Origin of the sequence: Psychrobacter nivimaris, assembly GCF_904846365.1 — a bacterium.
Taxonomy (GTDB): Bacteria; Pseudomonadota; Gammaproteobacteria; order Pseudomonadales; family Moraxellaceae; genus Psychrobacter; species Psychrobacter nivimaris_B.
Map to the genome: position 1 here is coordinate 1 of NZ_CAJHAL010000017.1, position 23,659 is coordinate 23,659.

Sequence of the window (23,659 nt, forward strand, 5' to 3'; positions counted from 1 at the left end):
GCGCACCGATCATAGATAGAATATCTATGGTAAGTACATCATGAAGTACACTGTGGCTATCTCAGCAAGTTGAAACCTTAATACCATTAGCTCACAGCCAAAGATTCAAGTCCTCACTAGGGAACCGCGCATTCTGCGCATAAAGCTGCATTATGGTAAATGGTTTTAGATAGAATGATTCGGTTTCATTGGATCCATTGGGGCATAGCCTGTTGATAAGTTATTAAGACAATTAGTTGTTACGAACAGGTTTGTACAATTGAGCCTTGAAACTTTATAATGCTCAATGAAATCATGAGGTAAAATGTGTTGTGATCACGGGCAATAAGAAATTACCTCACGAGAAAAGTATACAGTCCAATTAAGGTTATTGAATGAAACAATATCTAGATTTATGTCAACGTATAGTTGATGAGGGTGTATGGGTCGAGAATGAACGGACTGGAAAACGCTGCTTAACCGTTATTAATGCTGATTTAAACTACAATGTAGGAGCTAATGAGTTTCCCTTAGTAACTACTCGAAAGAGTTATTGGAAAGCAGCTATCGCAGAATTATTAGGGTATCTACGTGGTTATGATAGCGCAGCTCAGTTTCGAGCTATTGGATGTAATACATGGAACGCTAATGCCAATGAAAATGAAGCTTGGTTAGCTAATCCTTATCGTAAAGGTGAGGATGATATGGGCCGAGTATATGGTGTACAGGGCCGCAGGTGGCGTAATTCAGTAGGAGAGGAGTTTGACCAGCTTCGTAAGATTTATGATAACTTGCGGAACGGTATTGATGATCGAGGTGAAATCCTAACTTTCTATAATCCAGGTGAGTTTCATATGGGATGTTTACGTCCTTGTATGCATACTCATACATTTTCGTTGTTAGGTGGCAAGCTTTATTTGACTTCATCACAACGTTCCTGTGATGTGCCATTAGGTCAAAATTTCAATCAAGTCCAGGTTTTTACTTTATTGGCTTTAATGGCTCAAATTACGGGGCATGAGGCTGGAAAAGCTTATCACAAGATTGTAAATGCACATATATATGAAGACCAATTAGAGTTAATGCGTGATGTGCAATTAAAACGCGAACCGTATCCAGCCCCTAAACTTCACATTAACCCTGAAATTAAGTCTCTCGAAGATATTGAGACATGGGTAACATTGGACGATTTTGAAGTGGAAGGGTATCAGTATCATGAGTCTATCGCGTATCCATTCTCAGTTTGATACAAATATAAATTAAAAGTTAAGAAAGATGATAAATTTCTGTTAGGCATAAAGTATTAATATATGTGATTTATGCTATAAGGTATATATTTGTTAGCTAAGCTCTTGCTAGCTTTTAAGTACAAGGAAATTAAGTTTATACTTTTTATAGCATAGGTAGTTTTCGATAGATTAGTGCATCAGCTGGTTCGGTGTTGCATCTTTTAAAGCTAACATTTGTCTCAGTTTTTTAATCTCCTGTCTAGCTTCTAATAACGACCTTTTATCTGTATCAGATTGTGTTTTATAATAATCTCGTGACTCTTTCATTTTTTGTAACCGTTTATCTGAGTGTTGAGTGACTCTTTTTATATCTTGATATTCATTAAACCAGTAGATAACCTCATTTTGTGCTTGAATCATTTTTGCTTCAAGCGCATTCTTAACATCAGCGTTATCTATAGCTTTTTTTTCTTTACGCGATTTCTCTTCAGCTTTTCTGATATCTTTGATCTGATTTAGCTTTTGGACAGGCCAACCACGGTTTGTAATAGTATTTCGATGAATACCAGTCATCTTCGAAAGTTGCGCTATAGTGGGTTTTAGTTTTTTATTATTTTCAAGATCTATTAGGGCAATATTTAGAGCAGAAGTTATTGCTTCATAGTCGTCATTATTTTTTTGATCATAAGCTTCATTACTCATAGTTCGATTGCCTCACCAAGATTTTCCAATACCATTTTGGCCTCGTTCATTGCTGATAGAATTTGCTCTCGATTGTCTGAATATTCTGGTTTATTGAGGTTGGTTTTATTTAACATGTAAACTTCACGCCATTTAGGAGCATGCTTAGTAGTTACAACGGCTTGTTTGCATCGAGCTGGGTTACAACGCAGTGAACCAATACATGGTAGGCTTGAGTCATACTCTTCTGCTCTACCACCATAGCAAAGCCCTTGTCCCATATAGACCATGGCAACCCCTTGATCTACCATAGCCTCATAAATCTCATCCTCTGTGTATCCTTCAGCCATATATCCACTAAACGTCTTGATCAGACCTTTTTTATGCTCACTCGCTTTACCACCATAATATGTACCATTTGGATTATGGGCAGTTTTAATAGCATCTAATTCAGCTGCTCGGCGCAGTGATTTCGTATCACCTTTTCGGTTGCCGTCTTTTGACAGCATCTCACCTATATCACCGTAGCCTAACGTAACTGACGAGGTGGCGCCAGTAGATGTGTACTTAGAGATGCTCTCTACAAAATGTTTCAATTGAAACGATATAAGAGGCAATCCAACTTCAGCCTTAAACAATTGATATGTTAATGTGTGTCTTAACATATATGGATTGAATTTTAGTTCTTTAGCAACTTTTTCGCCTAAGAGTTGGCTAATAAAGTTATTCATTTGATACACGATACCAGTACTAGTCATTGACTGGGGGGAGTTATCAGGTTTAACAGTATCTACATTAGAAATTAAGTAGGGCGACGCCTTAATTTTTGAGATATACGAAGCTGCTAATACTGCATCCTTAACAATTGGTATAGCTACCCATCTGTCGTCAAACAAACCTGTACTAACTTCATCTTTATGCTTTTTGACCGTACTTTCAATCAGCCAGACGGAGTCACTTTGAATTAAGCACGAACAATCCTGAACTCTTATTTCTGATAGTTCAGATGGTCTCATACCTGTATATTGACCCACTAAATACGCGCAGGCATACGCTACGAGGTTAAAGTATTCTCTAAGATTATCTAACTTGTAACCACGTTTTTTCAATGCGTTACGTAAAGTTCGTCCACCCATGACACTAGAGTCTTTTTTGAGCATCCAATCATAGGGTTCAATTATGTTTGTAATGAAACTTGAAGGATAGCCTTTAGTTCCTAATCTCATAGCAATATAAGCATTTAAAATTTCGTGGGTTACTCCTTCTTCGTTTGCCCATGAAACGTGGTTGCTTGTATTAAATCTTTCTAAGGAGTTAGGATCTGATATCTTTGCTGAAGCTCCTGTAGCGTTTAAAAAGTCCACTATGATAAAGGAAGCCATTTTCGAGAGAGATTCAAATACCAGATCTGGCAGTACTTGTTCTTTTTTCGAAGTATTAGTATTAGCAAGTTTCTTCCATTTCAGGCTATTTAACTCTACATAAGCGATAGGTTTTTCAAATACATACTTGACAGAAGCCGGGCTGCGTAGATATTTGAAAAATTTATCTAGCTCCACACCTTTTACGCGATCATAGTTTTCAGCAGCTTTGGAATACAGTTCGGGTGTTATATCGGAGAGTGTTCTGATTTTTTCCTGAACAAACTCATAGCCTAGCTCATGAGATGCCTGTTTAAATATTTCATTAATAAACGTTAATCCATTTTCAAAAATTGTAATTAAAGAGTTTGCTTTTAAGACTTTTTTTGTTCGACTTTGGCCTTCCTTACTTTGAAGCTTGAAAATCGAATTGTTTAGCAAGGCCAACTCGAATATGATTTTTATTTCTATTAAAACGAATCTTGGGATATCTGTATACTTTGAAAAACTAATGCGGAGCTTTGCGCCCTGAACATTTCGTGCAGCATTAGGATAGTCGTCATTAAAGTCCCAAAAGTCGTCAGAAAACTTTGATAATTTCGATACAGGTTTGTCCATAAGGTACGTCACATACTCTATGTCATCTGTGTAATTATTTTGAAGGTGCTTCTTCTTTTGAACTGTAGCATGGTCTAGAGCATCTAAAACATATAAACGATGTTCTGCAAAACCTGTTAATACATTCAGCTTTTTTTCATAGTCCATTAGATTACTCCATCAACTAGTGTGGTCGTTTCAATGTATTCTGCTAAACGCCGTCCATTTTCTAATTCTTCTAAGGAAAAATTAGATAGTTCAGGTTCTGTAATACCTTTTATCAGTTCTAAATTCTCTGAAATAACATGCCCATAGGGTGTATCCATGACACGGGAGTGCTCTTTCAAAAGCGTATAGTCACGCTTCATTGCAAAAATTTCAGGCAGATTCTTAGCTGTAATAATGACATTGTCACAACCCAAACATTTGTTATATTGTGAGCATGGAGTACCAGGTATGTAGGATGAAAGATTTTTTACAAAATCTGGTGGGTCAAAAATATTTCTGCATTCAGCTAGAGGAGTATGAAAGGTTGTTACCAACTCATCATTTTTTTTGGACTCTATATCTTCTGGCACTTTCTCAACTTTTTTATCCAGAGTCGATTGATGTATCTCTTCTAATTCATCATTTATCTTCATTCTACTCATGGAGTTAAAATCTAGAGAATCTATATAACCGAGAGTTGTTTGGAGTGAGGAGTGACCCAACATGAGTTGAATTTCACGTACAGTTACGCCATTTCTAAGCATCTCACTAACAAATGTTGGTCTAAAGCGACTTATTGTAAGAGTTAGGGGATCTCCTGCATCATTTTTTAAATTATATTTCTTAACAAACCTGGACAAACTAGCTCCCAATGCTTCTGTATTTTTTTCTTTGTTTCCTAATAGTGGAGATACTCTGCCGTGCTTTTTTGTACTATTCGACTGATAGATAAACAACCTATCTTTAAAAGCATTATCTTCAATGTCTTGTCGAAAACTACTCGTCAATTGGACTAATTCTTCAAAAATAATTTTTATAGACTTAGCTTGAGATGACGTAAGCCATGTCAGTTCTGCATTAAAAAGATCGAGGTGGTATTCTTTATGACCATCAGACCTTTCTTTCCAATATCTAAGACAAGGCCGCGATGTTGCCGGATGGGAATCTACATAATCGTTTATATCAAGAGAAAGTAAAGGATTTGCATTTAAACCAGTAATTTGAGCAAGCCTTAAAACGTAAGGCGTTAGTGTATCCATATTTATCATTGGGGTAATGCCCCAGTCGTTGTATACCTCTATCAAACCCTTATCTGAATCATTAATAATTCTTAAGAAAGACTTTTCAATAGGTGATTTAGCTGTATTATAATGAACTGGCTTACACATTAAGCGGTTTTCAAAGAGCCATCGCGCATTCTCTAGTGTCGAAAGGCCTCTAATGACTGAACCCTTTTCGTCCAAAGGATTGCTACCTAAACCCGTTTTCTTATAAGGTTTGAGGGCTTTTCTAGATTCGCTCAATCCTTTTTCAATAGCCTCTAATATTCGAAGTCGCTCGTTCATTGTAAATGGCTTTTTAACATCTGTTTCTCTAGTTGTAGCAAATCCATTTATATTGAAAAAGCTATATTCTATATCGCGTACTTGAGTCAGCCGATTCAATGTTATACGGACTGAACTCAAAACTGTATTTGCATGATGACTTGATATTTCTTTATTTATTACCTTGCCCTCTAAATATTTCCGATATCTAGATAATAGGTATTCATCAAAAGTTGTTACGATTCTAAAGGGTTTATTTCCATACAGTTTAGATAAGAACTCTATAAATGAACTACTCGCAACTCTATAATTACTCTTGCCTGATTTTGAAGAGACAGTTTTGCTACTACAAGCAAACAGTTGCTCAACCTGAATAAACGGTTCTAATTTTGAAGGAGGGAAGAAGTCATCAGCTGCATTTAGCTCTCTTGCTGCGAGTCTATGAAAACGCTCTATCTGACTTTCACTATGATTTATTCTATTGACATTCGCTTCGCTTGTTCTTTCAGCAACGCTTTTATAATTTGGATCAATAATTCCAATTTTTTCTAAGTCTTTGTGAATGAATTCCCAAGCATCTTTAACAACATTAAATCTTAAGGATTCTTTTTTTATAGGTAGTTGTTCTGGAGACATTTTTCCTATCGAAATTTTGTTGCCGAAAATAGGTAAAGTGTGCTTTTCCTCTACAGTTAGCTTTCTGTACCAATTCAAAAGTTTTCTAGTGTTTTCGATGCCAGCCGCTTCGTAGCTTTCACTTGGTATTACTAGAATCCCTTCTTCAATCATCCTTCCAATTAAAGGAGTAGTAAGACCCCTATATTTTTGTGCAACAGAGTATGAGACACCTACAGCACTCTGAATATGCTTAACAGCTACACTGAAGCCCAAAGTATTATCCGCTTTACTAATTGGTATTTCCCATAGTGCTTCTTTATCTCCAGCTGTTTTCGATACCCATTCTATAACAGCTGCTTCGGCGTCTTTAATCGGTTGTTTTTCTTCAACGTTCTTAAAGTCTGCACCTAAAATTCCTGGCTCAGGAAAATCCTCATGAATCTCATCAATGGTTATTCCAATGTTTTTCATTTGATGTCCTTAATGCCAATTCTTAACTGTGTCTGTTCAGATAAGCGCTTCATTTTCTCAGCTTTGGTTAATGTATCACCATTCTCGTCACACATGCTCTTGTAGATATCTTGAGGGATATTAGTGTATATCTGTGTAGTACTAAGATGGTTGTGGCCTAAGCAATTCTGCACAATAGCAAGCCGATCTACATAGTTAGGCCCTAAATCCTTTGACTGTAGTATTGAATAAGCGTTGCCATGCCGTAGCTTGTGGGGAGAAATCAGTCGATTGAGTCGACCGTGTTTGATTGCGCGTTTACTTATACGTTCAAGTAGCTTACTGATTGAATTTGGGGTGTAAGGAGTGCCTTCAGCATTAAGGAACGCTGGTGTTTCAGACGGCTTTAAATATTTACGAGCGTATTTTTTATACAAGGGAGATGCGTGGTATTTTTCCACACGTTTGATAGTTACTAAGCTAAGCAAAGTCCAGCGTGGCTTAATTTGATTACCACGGCCCTTACTTCCTTTAACTTTCAAAGATACATAGTCGGGATGAATAGGCAGGTCAGTATCGCGGGAAATATATTTTTCAGAATTAAGGCTAGTAATATCTTTAAAGTCTTGAAGAGTAACTCTAGGTAGTTCTGAACGACGTAAGCCAGAGTCGTATAAAAACTGGAGTAAAGCTCTTTCTCGTTCTGAATCAGTAAATTCAATCAATATGAAAAGGTCATCAAGTGTGCAAGAGCTAATCGGTGTGCGCTTTGGTGGTTTTGATAGCAAGCCATCGCTATATGGGTTATCTTGTCTAAGCTTATCACGGTCTTCTGTAGGGCTACAAAGGTATTCGATGAAGGCATGTATTGTCTCATCTCGACTTCTAACAGTAGATGAGTTCTTATGGTCTTCACGGATTAAAAATGTCAGGTATTCTTGAATTACGTATTTTGGAACTGTAATAAATACTTCATCAGATTCACTGTCATCATAATCTGGACGACTACGAATATAACTTAAGAAGTAGCTTAGGTTTCTACCATAAGTAACTGCTGATTTATAAGAGATTATTTGATGTTTGGTTCGATACGACAAATACTCAGAAACAAGAGGAAGGATCTTGCCATCATCATCAAATACTCCAACACCATTCACTGTTACGGTTTTGTTCAATGATAAATTTGGAATCTCATTGAGTAAACAAGACTTAGATAAATCTAACTTTGTATCAAAACAAACTTTAACATCCATAATAATCACTATCTCAATACATAGACTAAGTTATGTATTGCATTATATACGATCTATTACTCCGTATTGTGCATTATTGTTATGGGGGTATAATAGGAATAAGTCAGCCGAACGTTGATATAGCTGGCATGACAGCTTATTGTCTGCGACAAAGAACTGAAATAATGTATGACATGGTGGTAGGGCTACTTGCTCTGCTTCACCTGGATTCCAGCCTGACACAATCAAGCGGCGCGAATTCGGATTGGTCTTTATCTGTTCAACGACCTGTGCGATTTGATCGACGCCATCAGCGTTATAACTGGCATCTTCATTTTTGGTCGCGCCATAGTTACGCCATTGATGCCCATAGATAGGACCCAAATCGCCAGCAGGTCTGTTAAAGCGCGCGGTCTGTTCTGCTGTCGCCCACTCATTCCAGATACGAACGTTATTCTGTTGGAGATAATCGACATGAGTGCTGCCACTTAAAAACCATAATAGCTCATAAGCGATAGATTTAAAGTGAACCTTTTTGGTCGTTAGCAGTGGAAAGCCATCTGCTAAGTCAAAGCGTAGCTGCGCGCCGAAATGGCTAAGCGTACCCGTACCAGTACGATCACCTTTTTCGGTGCCATTGTCGAGAACGTGGCGTAGCAAATCTAAATAGCCTTGCTCGTTATTACTTTGGATGCCATTGATCATAAAATGCTCTTTAGTTACTGCTGACAGCACATACAGGCTAGATGAATAGTCGATATATACACTGTCATTATTGAAAGTATTGCTAGGATAAGCGTTTTGACAGCTTACCCTATTTTAAGTCATCAACCTTTATCATAAAAAGGTAGGCTTAATAAGCAGCTTGCTTACCCCAGTCGTAGATGCCGCGTTTATAGGCATAACCGATCAAGAACAGACCGATAATTATCATTGGGGCGCTTAGTATCTGACCTTTGGTCATCCAGCCTAGCAAGATGAATCCTTGGTCGATGTCTGGCTGGCGAAAAAACTCAATGATGAAACGGCTAAAGCCATAACCAAGCATAAAGACACCAGTCACTGCCATACGAGGACGGGGCTTCGATGAGTACCACCACAAGAATAGAAATAACAGTAGACCTTCTGCAAGGGCTTCATACAGTTGCGACGGGTGACGAGGCAACAGGTACTGGCCATTGACCTCAGTCATCAGGTCTTGTAGCGCAGGATTGGCTTGTAGCTGCTGCATATCAACGCTAGCGGCCTGCGGGAAGTAGGTCAACCAGTTATAGCCACCATCAGAGACGCGGCCCCATAGCTCGGCATTGATATAGTTACCAATACGTCCGAACAATAGACCAGTTGGCACACAGGGAACGACAAAATCGAGCACTTGGAAAGGTGTCTTTTTATATTTGCGGGCAAAATACAGCATACCCAACATGACACCAATCAGGCCACCATGGAATGACATACCGCCTTCCCAGACTTTAAACAGATAGGCAGGGTTTTGGAGCAGTTCACCGAACTGATAAAACAATACATAGCCGACACGGCCACCTAATATCACACCAAGTGCGCCAAAGAACACTAGGTCAGAGACCATATCTGTCGTCCAGCCTTCACGTTTGGTACTGCGATACCATGCCAGTCCGTAGGCGGCGGCAAATGCCAACAAATACATCAGCCCATACCAATGGACTTCGACAGGCCCAACTGCTAATGCTACAGGATCGTACTGAGGATGAATCATCATAAGGGCATCATAATATTGATAATAAAATACTGACTATAATAGCAAATTTCGTTCAATGGGCATACACAATTGCTATGACGCCAATCAGAGGATATTGGTAATGTGAGTTTTTGAAATGGCACAGAATATATAGGCTAAGAGTCAAAAAATAAGAAGTGAGGTAAAAAGTGACTTTAATTAAGGAGTGTTTTCGTGATGATATGTAATCTTGGTAGCTAGCAGCTCAGAATAAAAGCGTGATTTCTGTTGTTTTAAGCGGTCACTACCAAGTGTTCGTAAATAAACGCAGTTAAGCCAATATAGCTAAGTAAATGCAGCTAGATGGCGACTAAGTCTTGTACTTTGTTTTCGACCATCGTGTCGCCTGCGCCTTGTGAGACTACCTTGCCGCGTGATAATACCGTGTAATTGTCAGCAAGCTCTTCGGCGAATTCATAGAACTGCTCAACCAGTACAATGGCCATGTCACCTTTGTCAGCCAAGTCACGTAGTACTCGGCCAATATCTTTGATGATAGAAGGCTGTATACCCTCAGTTGGCTCATCTAAAATTAACACAGTCGGCTCGGAGGCTAAGGCACGGGCGATAGCAAGTTGCTGCTGCTGACCACCAGACAAATCACCACCGCGGCGATGTTTCATCTCATCGAGTACCGGAAAAATATCGTATAAATGCTTGGGTACGTGTTTTGCCTTGCTGCGTGAAAACTTGGCCATACCAATTAATATGTTCTCTTCTACCGTCAGTGTCGAAAAAATATCGCGGCCTTGTGGTACATAAGCCAATCCTGCTCGTACCCGTTGCTCTGGAGACATCTTGCTGATGTCTTTATCATTAAGCAAAATTTCTCCTGATTTAATCGGTAGTATCCCCATCAGGCATTTAAGCAGAGTAGTTTTGCCCACGCCATTACGTCCAAGTACCACGCTGCATGCGCCTACAGGCGCTGTAAACGAGACATCTCGTAAAATATGACTGCCGCCGTAATACTGGTTGATATCGTTCACTTGTAACATGGCTGTCTCCTAAACTCTAAAACTTTTCTAATATTTCAAAGGGAATGTTCGTTTGGCTCGTCTAGATGATACGTTTAGCTATCGACCTAAGTAGGACTCAATCACTGCTTCATTGGCTTGCACTTCCGCTAACGTACCTTCGGCCAAAATCGCCCCTTGTGCCAATACTGTGACTTTTTCACTGATAGCATCGATAAAGGTCATGTCATGCTCAACTACTACTAAGGTATGATTCTTTTTAAGGCGTAGACACAGCTCAGCGGTATGTTCAGTTTCTGCATCAGTCATACCGGCCACAGGCTCATCAAGCAGAATTAGCTTGGGGCTTTGCATTAACAGCATGCCAATCTCTAGCCATTGCTTTTGTCCATGTGAGAGCAAGCCAGCAGGTTTATTGATCTTATCGGTCAGGCGAATTTGTTGTAGGGTCGCGTCGAGGGTATCGCGAGTATCGGCATTGAGTTTGTTAAATAAGCTTTTAACCACACGTTTGTCTTTTGGCGCAGCAAGTAACAGATTATCCATTACCGTAAAATTCTCAAAGACAGTAGGTTTTTGAAACTTACGGCCGATACCTGCTTCAGCGATTTGTTCGGTAGATAAGCTGGCAAGGTTGTGAGTCTGACCAAAAAACACGCTGCCTTCGGTAGGGCGGGTTTTACCTGTAATGACATCCATTAGTGTGGTTTTGCCAGCGCCGTTGGGGCCGATGATACAGCGTAGCTCGCCTTCTTCGATATAGAGTGACAGATTGTTGAGTGCGCGAAACGAATCAAACCAAACACTTAAATCTTCTAAATATAATGCAATACCATGGCTAAAATCGACGCCAGATTTTTTGGGATGACTGAGACCGTCACGTCCATCAGTATGATCATATTCAGACAGCGCCTTAGTCGATTGTTCGGTCGATGGTGATTTATCATTTAGCATTATTGTTTCTCCTTTTTGAAGCGATCGAACAAGCCCATAATGCCATTGGGTAAAAATAACGTCACGACGACGAACAGTCCGCCTAATATCAATAGCCAAAACTCAGGGTAGGCGACGGTAAAGTAGGTTTTCACAGCATTTACCACACCAGTTCCTAAAATCGCGCCAATTAAGCTTCCTCGACCACCAGTTGCTACCCAGACGGCTATCTCAATCGAGTTCACTGGGTTCATCTCACTCGGATTGATAATGCCGACTTGCGGCACGTATAGCGCACCTGCGACACCAGCAATGACAGCGGATAATACCCAAGCGGATAGCTTGTACCATAATGTACGGTAGCCTAAATACTGCAAGCGGTTTTCGCTGTCACGAATGGCACCAAGTACTCGACCATAAGGTTGGTTCATTAAATGACGCAAACCCATATAAGAGACTAACAATGCTAAGGCCGTGACGAAGCACAGCATTGAGCGCGTAGAGGCAGCGGTAATGTCATAGCCGAGTAAGGTGGTAAAACCAGTAAAGCCATTGTTACCACCGAAGCCTGTCTCATTACGGAAGAACAGCAAGGCTGCTGCATAGACCATGGCTTGGGTGATGATAGAAAAATAAACGCCTTTGATTTTGGAGCGAAAAGCAAAGAAACCAAATATAAACGCAACCAAGCCAGGTACTAATACGACCAGTACGACTGCCCACCAAAAGTGCTGCGTGCCAGCCCAATACCATGGCATCTCAGTCCAGCTCAAAAATCGCATAAAGTCAGGAAGCGCGTCGCCTGCTGTCTCACGTGTTAGGTACATGCCAAACGCATAACCACCCAAAGCAAAATACAAGCCATGTCCCAAGCTCAAAATACCAGCATAGCCCCAGACGAGATCTAGTGCCAAAGCCACCATGGCCAGTGCCATGATTTTGCCAATCAAGGTAATCCAGTAGGCTGAAAGGTGAAAGGCTGAGGTCTCCGGCATAAGATGTAGCCAAGGCAGTATCAGTAGTACGGCAAAACATAATCCAATTAAAACAGCACTACGCGGTGTATCAGACAGTAATTTGATCAGTATCATAGGAGTCTCCTTATTCGACAAAGCGGCCTTTGAGTGCAAATAAACCTTGTGGCCGTTTCTGAATAAACAGAATCACAAGAACCAACAACACAATCTTAGCCAATACCGCACCGATACCAATCTCAAGTACCGTACCGCTAATACCAAGTCCCAAGGCGGCCAATACTGCGCCCCATACTTGTCCGACACCGCCAACGACGACGACCAAAAAGGTATCAATGATATAGGTTTGGCCCAAATCAGGACCGACGTTGCCTACTTGGGCAAGGGCACAGCCAGCCATACCAGCCAGCCCAGAACCCAAACCAAATGCCATCATATCGATACGTGCAGAGGGGATGCCAACAGCACGTGCCATTTGGCGATTTTGGGTAACGGCTCGTATAAACAAACCAAAGCGGGTTTTGTTAAGTAAGTACACCAGTAGCGCCACGACAATGACGGTAAAACCAATAATAGCAATACGGTTGTAAGGCAGTACCAAACTTGATGACACTTGATACGCACCGCTGAGCCACGCCACGTTACTGACTTCAACGTTTTGCGCACCAAAAATCATCCGTACTAATTGCATCAAAATCAGACTCACCCCAAAGGTTGCCAGTAAGGTCTCTAGCTCGCGACCATATAATGGGCGAATCACGATACGTTCAATAATCATACCGATGATAGCACTGACTAAAAACGCAGCTGGAATAGCAGCAAGCAAATACCAACCTGCCATATCTGGCATATAAGCCTGAAAGAAGTTTTGCACCATATAAGTGGTATAAGCCCCGATCATGATTAGCTCACCGTGCGCCATATTAATAACGCCAAGCAGACCAAAGGTAATCGCGAGACCAAGTGCGGCGAGCAGTAAAATACTGGCGGTACTCATACCAGTGAAGATATGACCCGTCCATGTACTTATTTCAATACGACGTGACACGCTAGATTCAGCATCGATAAGTGCAGCTTTGAGCGAGGCATCTAAGCCATCAGCCGCGAGGGCAGACTCGATATCGACCAAAACTTGTGGGTTATCACTATCTGCAAGTAGATTGACCGCTGCAATCTGAGTGGGCAGGTCACCGTTTTTGAAATCAATACGAGCTTGTAGTGCCGTTAGTGCTTTTTTAACTTTAGCATTGTCTTCGTTTGCTGCTGCGGTCGTGATAATGGCTGGATCTACTTGGTCAATATTATCGGCCAAAATCTCTACAGCTTGCAGGCGCTGTGCGGGCTTGTCAGAAGCTAGCTTTACCTTAGCCTGTCCAAAGATGAGCGCTGAGCGAAGGGCATTGGTTAGGGTGATTTGTGATAAATCACTTGGCCAATCGTCAGTCTCTTTTTTATCAGGATAAGTAAACAGCTGGTCATCTTTATTCAGTAGATACGTTTGTCCACCATTGCCTTGATATAGCTCATCATTGGCAATAAATTCAACCAAACTATCTAAACTCTCAACGGATCCTGGCCAATCACTTAGCATGGCTTGACGCTTACTAAAATCACCGGCTACAAATTGTTGAATGGCATCACCTGAGTTTGTAGTTGCTGTTGAAATATTTGAGGTGCTGGCTTGAGTAGAAGTGGCTACGTTGACAGGTGTGACCAAAGATTGCTCACTATGAGCGGTATCCGTATCGTGGTCATGTATCTGACCATTATGATCCGCATACGCTGTGGTGGTGAAAATTGTTATGCATAATGCCATCAATGCAAGTAATCGCAGAGGCGCATGAATTGAAAAACGTGCCACATACTGCATGACTTCACTGACTGATGCTTGTGGGTTGTTACCATTTTCGGACGATGTTTGCCCTACAAACGGGCGTAAAGTATGGTGCTGCATGTGCGGCTCCCTGTTTTTCACAGACAACAAACCTTTAGCTTTTACTGCTTAGCGTTTTAAGCGATAGAAGAGTTGATAAGGTTTGGTGTTATTTAAAAGTTAAGAATAAGTGTGAAAAGTAGGCGTTAGGACGGTTATTGGTATCGTTTATCCATCCGCCTACTTTTCAGTTACTATATACGTGCTTTTCAGTACTGATTTATTTAGGGATAGCCTATTTAGGAATGTACTCGCTCCATGGCTGGGCTTGGATAACTTCTGGCGTTTTGAAAATCGTATCAAACTGTCCGTCGGCACGAATTTGACCAATCATGACAGGCTTCCATAGGTGATGGTTTTCTTCATCCATTTTTAGCGTGTAGCCAGAAGGTGCATCAAACGTTTGTCCCGCCATGCTGATACGCACTTTGTCGACATCAGTCGTACCGGCTTTTTCGACAGCTTGCTTCCACATGTTGATACCGACATAAGTCGCTTCCATTGGATCATTGGTCACGACTTTTTCAGCATTCGGTAGTTTTTGGTCCAATGCATACTGCTTATAGCGTTTGGTGAAGGCACTGTTGGTTGGGTTTTTGATCGACATAAAGTAGTTCCACGCCGCCAAATGCCCTTGTAGCAGACTGGTATCGATACCGCGTAGCTCTTCTTCACCGACAGAGAATGCCATGACTGGAATGTCTGACGCTTTGATACCTTGGTTCGCTAGTTCACGATAGAACGGAACGTTTGAATCGCCATTGATGGTAGAGATCACCGCCGTCTTTTTTCCCGTTGAGAATTTCTTAATATTCGAGACGATGGTTTGATAGTTGCTAAAACCAAATGGCGTGTACTCTTCCATGATGTCTGCATCAGCCACGCCTTTTGATTTCAAAAATGCCTTTAGAATCTGGTTGGTGGTGCGTGGATAAACGTAATCAGTACCTAACAACACAAAGCGCTCTGCACCGCCGCCTTCTTCACTCATCAAGTACTCTACTGCCGGAATAGCTTGCTGATTTGGTGCCGCACCAGTATAAAAGATGTTTTCTGACTGCTCTTGTCCTTCGTACTGTACTGGATAGAACATCAACCCGTTCAACTCTTCAACTACAGGCAACACGGATTTGCGTGATACTGATGTCCAACCACCAAAGATAACATCTACTTTATCTTGAGTGAGCAGCTGACGTGCTTTTTCAGCGAATAATGGCCAATCAGAAGCAGGGTCGACGACGACTGGTTCTAGCTGCTTACCGAGCACGCCACCATTGGCATTGATTTCATCAATCGTCATCAGCGCGGTATCTTTTAGAGAGGTTTCAGAGATGGCCATGGTGCCAGATAACGAATGTAGTATGCCGACTTTGATAGTGTCGCCATCAGCAGCAGGCTCGGTGGTTGTTTCTGTTGTGGTTTCAGTCGTTGTCTCTGCCGATGTCGCAGTTTCGGCAGGCTTTTGACAGCCAGCGAGACTTAAGCTACCAACGACGGCAATCGCTAATAATGAGAAGCGTGATTTGATTTTGCCTTGCAGATGAGTCTCAACAAACTGAGGATTGGCTAAAGTTGGTAACGAAAACATGGACATCTCCTAAATAAACACAAAAGATAAAATATGGCTCCTGAACACTTATTAAGAGTTCAAGTTCCGTGCCAAGTTAAAAAAGCCAATAATCGTGTAATAATTGAGCAATAATTAAGTATTGTTTAATATATTCATTAATTTAGTGCAGGAAGGTTAATAAACTGCACCATAAAGGGGAGATGAACAAAAAAATGGTGCAGTATTAAAAAACAAATTTTAAAAATTGAATAGCTATCATATGAAGAGATTTATCGTTAAAAGTGCTTATTGCTAAAAGTGCAGTCTGCCAAAAGCATTTATTGCCAAAGACCTGCAAAACGGCTACGGTAATATCTCTAAGATAGTTACTATTTTGCGCGTTGAGCCAATGCGTGGCTGCCATGATGGATTTTACTGCTAAGGAATGATGTATGAACGCACAATTAACGGATTCGTCTGTCTCAACAGGGCATGGCAACGTATTGCCGCCGCTTAATCAAATGACTAGATTTGCTATCCTGCCATTTGTACTTGGTAGCAGTGCCATCTTGGGGTTGTCTTCGGCGCAAGCAGCAACCAGTAGCATCGAGCAAGTGACCATTTATCAGGGGCTAGCGAGCGTGACGCGCGCATTACCAATAACAGGTAGCGGTGAGCAAACGGTGGTGTTTTCGTGCCTGTCACCTTATATGGATAAAGAAAGTCTAAGTGTACAAGCGACGAGTAATGTTAGCGTTGGGGAAGTCAGTATCGAAGAGCTGACAGGTGAGCAGGCAGCCCAATGCCAGTATCAAGGTGATACCAAGGTACAGACGCAGCAAAATACCCTAGCCAATATCAATGCTGAATTAGAAGCAGCACGGTTAGCAAAGGCCTACTTGCAGAACTTGACCAAAGCCACGCAAGTCAATACAGACAGTACGATTGCCAATAATGCCCGCGATATAGAAACTCAAGCGTCCAGTATTAACCAAAGAATTTTAGAGATTCAACAGCGACAAGCTCGTGCCCAAGACGCACTGAATCAACTGATGGCAGGCAGCGCGACATCGACCTTTAACAAGGTGACACAGGTGAGTGTACGTACGGCAAGTCGCTCGCCGAGTAGTATTAAGTTGCATTATCAAGTGCAAGGTGCAGGTTGGGAGCCTGCGTATCAAGCTCGTCTAAACACAAATAGTGAGCAGTTAAGTATCATAGCTTCTGCGATTATTGCTCAGCAAACTGGCGAGAACTGGACAAATGTACCACTGACACTCAGCACCGTTAATCCCAATCAAAGGACGACGGGGCAACTGCCGTATGTACAACGTCTATCATTGTATGAAGAGAGCGAAGATGCTCGAGTAAGACGTGAACTACCTATGATGGATGCGTCCCCTGTTATGATGGAAGAGCCTGCTTATAATAAAGGAGCAGGGGCAGCTATGGCACCGCTACCTAATTTTACGGTCAGTAGCCAAAACAAGAATGGCATCATCGAGTATCGTTTACCGCAGTTGGTCAGTATTCCGAGTGACGGGAGACGCGTACGAACAGTGATTGGGGAGCAGGCAGGTAATAGTAAGCTCTGGATTCGCAGTACGCCAAGTGTTGAGACTGCTGCCTACTGGTATGCGTCAGCGCCGTTTTTGACGCCGGATTGGGTCGACGGTTCGCTACAGTTGTACCGTGATGACAACTATGTAGGTCAGTCGCGTTATAATTATCAAGTGCTAAAAGAGCAGGGGATTGGATTTGGTCGTGACTCAAATATGCTCGTAAAAGAGCTGACCAATGAAGATAAGCAAGGTGAGAAAGGCGTGCTAAACCGTACCCAAACACTGACGACCACCAAAGCCTATCAGTTTACCAATCAGCACAATCGTAGCGTACGCTTACAAGTACTGGGCAGTGAACCTATCAGTCGTGACGATAGTTTAAAGGTTGCGGTGACGCATACGCCGCCTGTGACTGAGCGAGATTGGAATGACAATCAAGGTATGGTGGCGTGGGAATTTAACTTACCAAGTAAGCAATCAAAGGTAATACGTTCAACTTCCCAAATTAGTTATCCTGCCAATAAATTGCTAACTGGCAATTAATAAGTACTGCCTGTAAGTGCTACCTTATTAATAGGTAAAGTCTGAAATAATATCTTTGCCTCTATTAAGAATTACTCGCATAACGAAAATTATTATAAAAGGAAAGCTATGTGTATTGTCGCTATTGCTTGGCAATTATTTGATGAGTTACCGCTGGTACTACTGTCTAATCGTGATGAGTTTTTGCAGCGCCCAACTGAGCCGCTCCACCAGTGGTCTGACCAACCTATTTATGCTGGTCGTGATAAACAAAGCGGTGGCACGTGGTTAGGCATTCATCAGAACGCGTCACCAGCGCAGAGTGCAGAGTATTATGAACAGAATAGGCGCTGGGCTGCGGTGTTGAACTTTCGTGATGGGGTGCAAGCAAGCAGTGATGAGCGCTCGCGGGGCGCGCTGGTCACCGAATTCTTGATAGGAACTCTAAGTCCAATGGATTTTGCACGGCAGATTGATTTGCAGAATTATGCGGGTTTTAATCTGATCATTGGCGATGCTGCGCAAGCTGTGATCGTCAATAATCGTGGTCATGCACCTACGCCATTATATGCAGGTCTACATGTTATCTCTAATGGTCAACCAGAGGACAGTTGGTTTAAGACAGAGCGGTTGCGCGGGCGACTACGTCAAGAGGTGCTGCCATTGATTGCAGAGGATAGCTCGCCTGCGTATTGGCAAGAGGCGGCTTTTAACGTTTTGTCAGATAGTATCAAAGCACCAGAAGACAAACTGCCTATGACTGGCGTGGCATTTGAAGTAGAGCAGATGTTATCGTCTGTTTATATTGAACCTGTCGCTTTTGGCGACACTGAAACTAGTAAACCTACTTATGGTACCCGCACTCAAAGCATCTTAACGTTACGCACAGAGAGAGATACGGGAGCAAACTATACGGCGAATATTATTAGCCGAGAGTTTGACAATCATAATCATAGTCACTAACAATGACTGTTAGTAGATTATAAAAAAACACCCACGGTAATTGCTAACATTCTAGCTACTATCGTGGGTGTTTTGCATCGTACTATTAAGTGACTCATTACATCAGCAAGTGATTATTTTGCTCAGGAATGATCAGCTCTTGCTTTAGCGGAAGTTCGCGTACCAATTCTTGTAAGGCACGACGATAAACGCCTCGTTTAAAGTGAATCACTTGTCCGAGTGGATACCAGTAGCTGACCCATTGCCAATGGTCAAATTCAGGTTTCCCTTCATCAAAGCGAATATGTTGAGTATTTGGCTCATCTAAGCGTAGCAAAAACCATTTTTGTTTTTGCCCAATACATAAGGGATGCTGACCATGACGTACATAACGTTTTGGCAAACGATAGCGCAACCAGTCTTGCGTGACTGCCAATAAGTCTACGTGACGCGGATGCAAGCCGACCTCTTCCCAGAGCTCGCGATACATTGCATCCATCGGCGTCTCCCCGCGGTCGATACCACCCTGCGGAAATTGCCAAGCGTTGTGACCAATACGTTTTGCCCACAGAACCTGCCCTTGTGTATTTGCCAAGATGATGCCGACGTTGGCGCGAAAGCCGTCTGCATCTATCATGACTAAACCTTTTAATTTGTTTAAAAATAGCTTGTTTTGACTTGAAACCGTGACAGCAATCGTAATTATTATAAGGTGATTGTTATCGATATCCGCTCAAAACAAGATTCATTACCGTTATTAAACCAAGAAACAAGCAAAATGTGTAACAGTATTTTGCTATAAAATGTTTCACGAGTTTTACCTTTTAAAATCAACTATTTATGAGCAGACTTTTGTAGGTTTTTATACGGCACTTTTAGGCAAGTGTTGAAGAGTAGTAATAGGCGTATAGATATACAATTATTCAGTAAACTATCGAAGTCCACTATTTCGATATGTATAAAGTGATAAAAGCACAGGTTTCACTGGTGAGCTAGCAGCAAAACAATGAGCCTATAAAATCTTGCTTTGGCTTATGCTACACTAGCTGGGCAATATATCATCTACACAATAATAATAGGCAATACGCCATTTAAAATAAGGAACATCTGCAATGTCAGAATCAAAAGCAAGCGTCATATGGCAAGAGAATAAAGCCTTTATGGGTGTGTCACCATCAGGACATAATGTACAAATCGATGCTGATAAAGAAAAAGGCTCAAGCCCAATGGAGCTGATTTTGCTAGGACTAGGTGGTTGCGCCAGTTATGATGTCGTAGAGATTTTACAAAAATCACGCCAAGCAGTGACGGATGTACGTTGTGAGCTAACCGCCCAGCGCGCTGAAACTGTACCAGCGGTCTATACTGATATTCATATGCATTTCGTTGTCACTGGTCAAGATGTCAAAGAAAAACAAGTCGAAAAAGCCATCCAGTTATCAGCAGAAAAATACTGTTCTGCCAGCCGTATGTTAGTAGCAGGTGGGGTCAATATCACCCATGATTTCGAAGTGGTTGCAGGCTAGGGACTTATATAATGATAAGTGCATTCTTTGAGTTGGTAACTGATAAAGTGGCGTCTGCCATTTTAGCCATGGTGGTAGCAAGTCTATTGCCATGGGCGGTGTCAATCGTTGCGAAAGTATCTGGTGGCTTTAGAATCAGAAATAATGCACATCCTCGCGAATTTTTTCAAAATGCGACAGGCATGGCAGCACGTGCTAATGCAGCACAACAAAACAGTTATGAAACCTTGCCAGTGTTTTTGGCAGCAGTATTGGTAGCTATGCTGTTCTTTGTACCGCAGTCGATTATCAACGTATTGGCTTGGCTGTATGTGATGATACGAATTGGTTTTTGTGTGGCGTATATTACTAATTTGGCAATGTTCCGCTCTATCCTCTGGGTACTATCAATGGCATGTTGTCTAATGCTATTTTATTTAGCGATACGAGTCAGCGTCTAGGGCATGTCCTCAATTCAAACGACAGCTATCTAAACGGATTAAAAATGGCTCAATTTTGCCAAACAGCGTCAAATCGCTTGCTAGTATCTCGATATTATCTACGCTATTTTTCTCGTTTGACGGCAATTTATCTCATTTTTATCTCCATTTTTGAAATGAGGACCACCCTAGTAAAAATACCCGTAACCGCCAAAATGCTCAAATACAAGCAGGTGATTAATCTCGTACGCTTGCTTGTAGGGCGCTAATAATCACCGCTTTATTTTTTTCTCGTTTAATACCTTCCCACACTGTTTGCGCCTCAACATAGCCTTTGGTAAGCATCCCTAACCATTGCTTATAACGACCGACCAAAACCACATCGTTCTTTGCCTCACCTTCCAAGAACTTAATCTGATGGGCAATCAAATCTTGCCATGACAACGTAGCCGTATTCTCTACGCTGTCAGTACTTTTTTCAGTATCATTATCAACCTGTGCCACTAAATCAGGACGTGTTACTGCGCCGCGACCTAACATTAAATGCGGTGTACCTGCTTGCGTCATACAATTTTGCGCATGCTCAAAGTTCCAAATTTCTCCATTAGCAATGACTGGAATATCGAGCGCATTAAAGCTCTGGATTTTGTCCCAATAGGCAGGCGGCTTATAGCCTTGGGTTTTAGTGCGTGCATGAATGGTCAGCCAGTCGGCGCCGCTATCGTTAATTGCGCCGCGAATATCATCCATGCGACTGGTATCGGTATAGCCCAAGCGAATCTTAGCTGATACTGGTATGTGAGCGGGAACGGCTTGACGTACGGCACTGATAATCTGATACATTGTTTCAGGTTCATCTAACAATACAGAACCACCACGATGGCTGTTGACCGTTTTTGCAGGACAGCCAAAATTGATATCAATCGCAGGTGCACCAAGCTCGCAAGCATAAGTGGCGTTTTCTGCCATCAGCTGCGCTTCGCTACCCAAAATCTGTATATGAATGGGCGTACCAGAGGCTGTTTTGGCATCATGATGTAGCTCAGGCACATATTTATAAAACACATGCGCAGGCAAGACGTGCTGAGTGATGCGAATAAACTCACTGACTGACCAATCATAAGGACGACCCAAGTCAGACGCAATTTGGGTTAAGATTTGGCGCATTAATGGATCGGTCAAGCCCTCCATAGGTGCGAGCAAACGCACGGGAGCTGCAAATAACTGATTAATAGTATTTTGACGCGTTTGAAGTTGCTGGCTATTATTCATGCTGGTGATTCACTGCTAAAGGGTAGTTATAAGAGAGATTGAATAAAACTTGAGTCTGACAGAGGTGTAGGGTAATTAGGTATTACCAAAAATCACTTTTTTGCCCGTCTGCAATCCTGATATCAAGTCTTTAATATTATGAATATCCAAATTGCTTTGCGCACGAGTACAGGCGACATAGAGTAGGCGCAACTCTTCTGGACTAATCTTGACCGCGTTGGTGGTCACATCGTAGTAAAAATCATCATCTAACTGTACTTTTCCCCATTCGAGCCCTTTGGCTTTATGAGCGGTAGAGATGACATAGTCAGCATTTTCAATACTGGTCAGACTATTGACCGCTTGGCTTAGTACATTAGTACCATGGTCATCGACCAGTTTGACCAGTGTTTTGAGGTCGCTACCCTCGTTGGTTTCGGCATACTCTTGCACATCACCCCAGTTATAAAAATACGCCAGCTCAGGTACACCGTAAGCCGATTTACCATTTTTTAAGTTTTCGGCTGCCTGACAGAATTTGAGCATACGGTCGGTATCCGCTTGTAGCGCCACACGATGCCCGTGCTTTAATCCTGTCAATAGTTGTGACATGGCAGCAGCATTGGTACGGCACAAAATAGCATCTTTTTTACTATGTACCATGCCCTTGTCGGTAGAAGATTGTTTATTCGGATTGCCTTTTAGCGGTACATCCTCTTGTAGTGCTTTTAATAGGGTATTGGCCACTTCTGCAATCGGCTCACCAAAGCGAAAAGATTGCGTCAATAATGTCTGCGGCAATGGCAACTTTTTCATGGCATTGACCGCGCCGCGCCATTCATAAATCTGCTGATGCGCATCGCCCACATAGATGACTTGTCTCGACTGCTGCGTCAAGATACCCATCATCAATGGGTCGGCATCCTGTGCTTCATCAAATAAGATAAAGTCCGCTGGAATACTAGGTTTAGACAACGCCCAGAGCTTGAGATAAATATCATGGCCAATACCAGCAGGGTGACGCGCATCAATCGACTGTAACCAGCGCTGCTCAACAGCAGGGTAGAGCATCTCGCGTAGCTGCTCTGCATCTGAGTCATCGAGCCAGCTTGGGAACAGGATGTGCCTTGGCGCAGGGTAGCTGGCATGTGTGCTGCAAAAATTACTTACTGCATCGCTGACGAATCGAGACAATCGTGCGGGTGTCAGCGTAATGTATTTATTAACCCCATCCATTTGTCGACGCACTTGTACAGGCTGTAGTCCCAAATCATCACCAAGGCGTTTAGGTGAAAAGCGCGGCAGAGATAGCTTGGCGGTAATATCACGAGCAACATGACGATAAGCTAATGAGTGAAAAGTACGACACTCTACATGCGGCGGAAACTTTGAACGAGCATCATTGGCGATCGCTTTGTTAAAGGCTAGATACAGTCCGCGGCCACGTAAGCGCTCACCGATTAGCTTGAGCGTCGTTGTCTTACCGGCGCCCGCATAAGCGACCACTTTAAACGACTTGTGATCCATCGCCATATTCAGCGCGCTCAGCTGCTCGTCAGTGGGATCGCTCATATAAGCTGGCATAGATGCGGACATAATAAAGCTACCTAAATACAAAAATTGATTAAAAACAAAA

19 protein-coding genes are annotated in these 23,659 nt (G+C 42.1%); 5 read left to right on the forward strand and 14 right to left on the reverse strand.

All coding sequences use genetic code 11. From position 1 onward, the window contains the following. Positions 1 to 374 precede the first annotated feature (374 nt). Positions 375 to 1,226 (forward strand): thymidylate synthase, encoded by an 852-nt coding sequence (locus tag JMX63_RS08205; protein WP_101204880.1) that lies wholly within the window; start codon positions 375 to 377, stop codon positions 1,224 to 1,226. Between the two features lie 171 nt (positions 1,227 to 1,397). On the opposite strand, the gene JMX63_RS08210 is transcribed toward JMX63_RS08205, so the two are convergent. The 11 genes from JMX63_RS08210 to urtA form a co-directional block, all read right to left on the reverse strand. Continuing rightward, positions 1,398 to 1,910 carry a hypothetical protein gene (locus JMX63_RS08210; RefSeq protein ID WP_101204881.1) on the reverse strand — a complete coding sequence of 171 codons (513 nt, stop codon included), beginning with the start codon at positions 1,908 to 1,910 and terminating at the stop codon, positions 1,398 to 1,400. Further along, positions 1,907 to 4,015, reverse strand: a complete 2,109-nt coding sequence (locus JMX63_RS08215; RefSeq protein WP_101204882.1) for a site-specific integrase — start codon at positions 4,013 to 4,015, stop codon at positions 1,907 to 1,909. The genes JMX63_RS08210 and JMX63_RS08215 overlap by 4 nt, the downstream gene beginning before the upstream one ends. Beyond that, positions 4,015 to 6,468, reverse strand: a complete 2,454-nt coding sequence (locus JMX63_RS08220; RefSeq protein WP_102078171.1) for a tyrosine-type recombinase/integrase — start codon at positions 6,466 to 6,468, stop codon at positions 4,015 to 4,017. The genes JMX63_RS08215 and JMX63_RS08220 overlap by 1 nt, the downstream gene beginning before the upstream one ends. Beyond that, positions 6,465 to 7,700, reverse strand: a complete 1,236-nt coding sequence (locus JMX63_RS08225; RefSeq protein WP_102078170.1) for a tyrosine-type recombinase/integrase — start codon at positions 7,698 to 7,700, stop codon at positions 6,465 to 6,467. The genes JMX63_RS08220 and JMX63_RS08225 overlap by 4 nt, the downstream gene beginning before the upstream one ends. A gap of 42 nt (positions 7,701 to 7,742) precedes the next feature. Further along, positions 7,743 to 8,384 carry a thymidylate synthase gene (thyA, locus tag JMX63_RS08230; protein WP_265089096.1) on the reverse strand — a complete coding sequence of 214 codons (642 nt, stop codon included), beginning with the start codon at positions 8,382 to 8,384 and terminating at the stop codon, positions 7,743 to 7,745. Between the two features lie 148 nt (positions 8,385 to 8,532). Next, positions 8,533 to 9,417, reverse strand: coding sequence for a prolipoprotein diacylglyceryl transferase (lgt, locus tag JMX63_RS08235; protein WP_057761969.1), 885 nt, complete (start codon positions 9,415 to 9,417; stop codon positions 8,533 to 8,535). Between the two features lie 317 nt (positions 9,418 to 9,734). Further along, entirely contained in the window at positions 9,735 to 10,433 is a 699-nt protein-coding gene (urtE, locus tag JMX63_RS08240; protein ID WP_057761967.1) for an urea ABC transporter ATP-binding subunit UrtE, read from the reverse strand. A gap of 78 nt (positions 10,434 to 10,511) precedes the next feature. Then, complete coding sequence (urtD, locus tag JMX63_RS08245; protein WP_320157864.1) at positions 10,512 to 11,321, reverse strand: urea ABC transporter ATP-binding protein UrtD; 810 nt, start codon at positions 11,319 to 11,321, stop codon at positions 10,512 to 10,514. Between the two features lie 44 nt (positions 11,322 to 11,365). After that, entirely contained in the window at positions 11,366 to 12,436 is a 1,071-nt protein-coding gene (urtC, locus tag JMX63_RS08250) for an urea ABC transporter permease subunit UrtC (protein ID WP_160022111.1), read from the reverse strand. 10 nt (positions 12,437 to 12,446) lie between these two features. After that, the gene (gene urtB / locus JMX63_RS08255; RefSeq protein ID WP_406947836.1) at positions 12,447 to 14,273 is read right to left on the reverse strand and encodes an urea ABC transporter permease subunit UrtB; all 1,827 of its coding nucleotides are present in this window, start codon (positions 14,271 to 14,273) and stop codon (positions 12,447 to 12,449) included. A 214-nt stretch (positions 14,274 to 14,487) separates the two neighbouring features. Beyond that, positions 14,488 to 15,840, reverse strand: a complete 1,353-nt coding sequence (urtA, locus tag JMX63_RS08260; RefSeq protein WP_406947837.1) for an urea ABC transporter substrate-binding protein — start codon at positions 15,838 to 15,840, stop codon at positions 14,488 to 14,490. A 413-nt stretch (positions 15,841 to 16,253) separates the two neighbouring features. On the opposite strand from urtA, the gene JMX63_RS08265 reads away from it, so the two are divergent. Beyond that, positions 16,254 to 17,906, forward strand: coding sequence for a DUF4139 domain-containing protein (locus JMX63_RS08265; protein WP_201571981.1), 1,653 nt, complete (start codon positions 16,254 to 16,256; stop codon positions 17,904 to 17,906). Between the two features lie 108 nt (positions 17,907 to 18,014). After that, positions 18,015 to 18,848, forward strand: a complete 834-nt coding sequence (locus tag JMX63_RS08270; RefSeq protein WP_201571983.1) for an NRDE family protein — start codon at positions 18,015 to 18,017, stop codon at positions 18,846 to 18,848. Between the two features lie 97 nt (positions 18,849 to 18,945). On the opposite strand, the gene JMX63_RS08275 is transcribed toward JMX63_RS08270, so the two are convergent. After that, positions 18,946 to 19,464 carry an RNA pyrophosphohydrolase gene (locus JMX63_RS08275; RefSeq protein ID WP_057761956.1) on the reverse strand — a complete coding sequence of 173 codons (519 nt, stop codon included), beginning with the start codon at positions 19,462 to 19,464 and terminating at the stop codon, positions 18,946 to 18,948. Positions 19,465 to 19,939: 475 nt separating this feature from the next. On the opposite strand from JMX63_RS08275, the gene JMX63_RS08280 reads away from it, so the two are divergent. Together JMX63_RS08280 and JMX63_RS08285 are read left to right on the forward strand one after the other, a co-directional pair. Continuing rightward, the gene (locus JMX63_RS08280; protein WP_102093887.1) at positions 19,940 to 20,353 is read left to right on the forward strand and encodes an OsmC family protein; all 414 of its coding nucleotides are present in this window, start codon (positions 19,940 to 19,942) and stop codon (positions 20,351 to 20,353) included. A gap of 11 nt (positions 20,354 to 20,364) precedes the next feature. Then, positions 20,365 to 20,793 (forward strand): MAPEG family protein, encoded by a 429-nt coding sequence (locus tag JMX63_RS08285; RefSeq protein WP_406947838.1) that lies wholly within the window; start codon positions 20,365 to 20,367, stop codon positions 20,791 to 20,793. A 216-nt stretch (positions 20,794 to 21,009) separates the two neighbouring features. On the opposite strand, the gene JMX63_RS08290 is transcribed toward JMX63_RS08285, so the two are convergent. Next, positions 21,010 to 22,044, reverse strand: a complete 1,035-nt coding sequence (locus JMX63_RS08290) for a tRNA dihydrouridine synthase (protein WP_201571985.1) — start codon at positions 22,042 to 22,044, stop codon at positions 21,010 to 21,012. A gap of 75 nt (positions 22,045 to 22,119) precedes the next feature. Next, positions 22,120 to 23,619, reverse strand: coding sequence for a UvrD-helicase domain-containing protein (locus JMX63_RS08295; RefSeq protein WP_057761950.1), 1,500 nt, complete (start codon positions 23,617 to 23,619; stop codon positions 22,120 to 22,122). Positions 23,620 to 23,659 lie beyond the last annotated feature (40 nt).